This is a genomic window from uncultured Pseudoalteromonas sp. (assembly GCF_963922945.1).
GTDB lineage: Bacteria > Pseudomonadota > Gammaproteobacteria > Enterobacterales > Alteromonadaceae > Pseudoalteromonas.
In genome coordinates, this window is sequence record NZ_CAWUKC010000177.1 from 1 (window position 1) to 2295 (window position 2295).

The following is a 2295-nucleotide window of genomic DNA, read 5'->3' on the forward strand; positions in this document are numbered from 1 at the left end:
CGTCTCTATTTAAATAATATTGCAATCATGATAAATACCGCTAAACTAATCATTAATGTATTAATGACCGATTTAGTATTCATTTATGAGATCTGAACAAGCATTAAAGCTGGCGCGTCGCTTGGGTGATTTAATTCGTCAGCATCGTACTTTACTTTATACCCAGAGCACGTTCGCTAAGATGATTGGTGTATCTCGCTCCACGGTACAAAAGCTTGAACAAGGAGAGGTAGTAAAAAGCGATATATTGTTTGAAGCCCTTGTTGCTCTTCAATTGCAAGGCTCATTGCTGGATGAAATTAACGAGCTAGCCGCAGGTGTGGGCGGTTATAATGCAAGACAGCGTAAAAGCAATAAAACTCAGGTGATTAACGATGACTTCTGAAGCTTATGTATTTATTGACGGTTTAGAGGACAGCCCCATAATTTGTGGTTTTTTTAAGTTAAATCCACAAACTGGCCGAGGTGAGTTTAATTATGGTAAAAGTTACCTTGCGCGCTCTGATGCGTTTGCGCTCGATCCGCTGCATCTACCATTACAGCCTGGCATAGTTAGCTATTCTGCCAATAAAGGTGTGTTTGGGGTGTTAAGTGATGCGGGAGCTGATTCGTGGGGGCGTAAGCTTATACTCTCGTTACATAATACTAAGCCAAAGAATGAGCTAGAATTTTTACTCGCAGGGTCTGGGTATGGTGTTGGCGCCTTGGTATTTAGTTTGTCGCGCAGCGCATCAAAACATAAAGCGAATAAAAATACATTAGCCGATTTAGCCTTGTTAGATCAAGCAAAGGACGATTTGCTCGCCAATAAAGCGATTTCACAGGAAGCAAAAAAAGCCTTTGAATTTGGCCAAAGCATGGGGGGAGCAAGACCTAAAACCTCTGTGAAAATTGATGATAAGCTTTATTTAGCAAAGTTCAATCGTCAAGACGATTTGTTTAATTTAGCTAGGGCTGAGCATGGTGCTATGTGTATGGCTAATGAATTGGGGATTCGCACTGCAAATACCCGTATTCATGAAACAGAAAATGGCGATGTTCTGTTAGTTGAACGTTTTGATGTAAGCGATGACTTACCAACTCATCACTTTTTAAGCGCCAATAGCTTATTACAAAAACCAAAAGTCGCGATAAGCGACTTAGCAACATACTATAGCTACGGTGAACTGGCAGAATTTATTCGCCACCACACAGGTGAGTTCGCAGATGATGCTACAGAGCTCTACAAGCGAATGGTATTTAACGTGTTTATTGGTAATACCGATGATCACAGCCGAAATCATGCATTTTTGTATCACTTTGCTGGGCAAACGTGGCGTATGAGCCCCGCTTATGATATCACCCCTATTAATAACTCAAAGCAGCATGGCATAGGGCTTGGTGATGATGGCCGATATGCTAGTATCGATAATTTATTGTCGCAAGCCAAACGCTTTGGCCTCAACAAGGCTCAAGCAACAAAAATAATTGCAGAGGTTGAAAGCTATACTCGCCAGTGGCCAACGCACTTTAAACGTTTTGCTAATATCAGTGATATTGACATAAAGCGCTTAGAAAGCGTGATCCCTCATATAAGTTAAAGATTATTTAAGCATTCATTAGATAGTTAATGACCGATTAAGTGGTCATTTACTGGTTGGCGCTTTTATGAACTATAAAGAAGAAATGAAAAGGCAGCGGGCTTTTGCTAAAACCTAGCTCGTAGCTCTAAACCAGCGCCAGATTAGTCGGCCTGGGCTTTATTTGTGGGCTGATAAACGCCATTATCTAACGCATAAAAGTAAGCTTGATAGCGGCCGGTTTGCTTAAACTTAAGTAATTGCTGATTAAAAATTTCAAACCGCTGTTTACTGTGTTCGTTATTTTTGGGGAGTATCATAAAGCTTTGAGGTGATGGTTAATCGAGCTAGATAAGTTAGGTAACTCACTGGCCAAGGTAAAACGTAAAGTTAACTTTAATATACATAATGGTAATACCAACAACAAACTTAAAGGCTAATGCCAAGACAATTCCCCCGTCATTTTGCCCGAAAGGACTTAATTGATGAGTAATTGATTGCATGGCGAAATTTTGTTCCCGACAAATTTCAAGTACCTAAATCCCTCTAGGCAATGCAATTAAAGCCGTGACCTCGCCATGGACGGCGAATACACGGCGGTTACATTCATATCTATTTCGGCTTTGAGGAAAACACAAAATGCTCGGGGCACTTCAAGGGATGTACGGCGGTATTCGCCCCTTGGTTGCCATCGCCAACGCGATATAAGTAAATTGTTTCAAAAGCTTCGCTTTTT

Annotated in this window: 2 protein-coding genes; both read left to right on the plus strand. The window is 40.9% G+C overall.

The window, feature by feature from the left end:
* The first annotated feature begins 85 nt into the window (after positions 1-85).
* Positions 86-385: a helix-turn-helix transcriptional regulator gene (locus AABI99_RS18100; RefSeq protein ID WP_338367510.1), complete on the plus strand. Its 300-nt coding sequence runs from the start codon at positions 86-88 to the stop codon at positions 383-385.
* Positions 375-1580 carry a HipA domain-containing protein gene (locus AABI99_RS18105; protein ID WP_338367511.1) on the plus strand — a complete coding sequence of 402 codons (1206 nt, stop codon included), beginning with the start codon at positions 375-377 and terminating at the stop codon, positions 1578-1580. Before AABI99_RS18100 ends, AABI99_RS18105 begins: the two co-directional genes overlap by 11 nt.
* Positions 1581-2295: the final 715 nt, after the last annotated feature.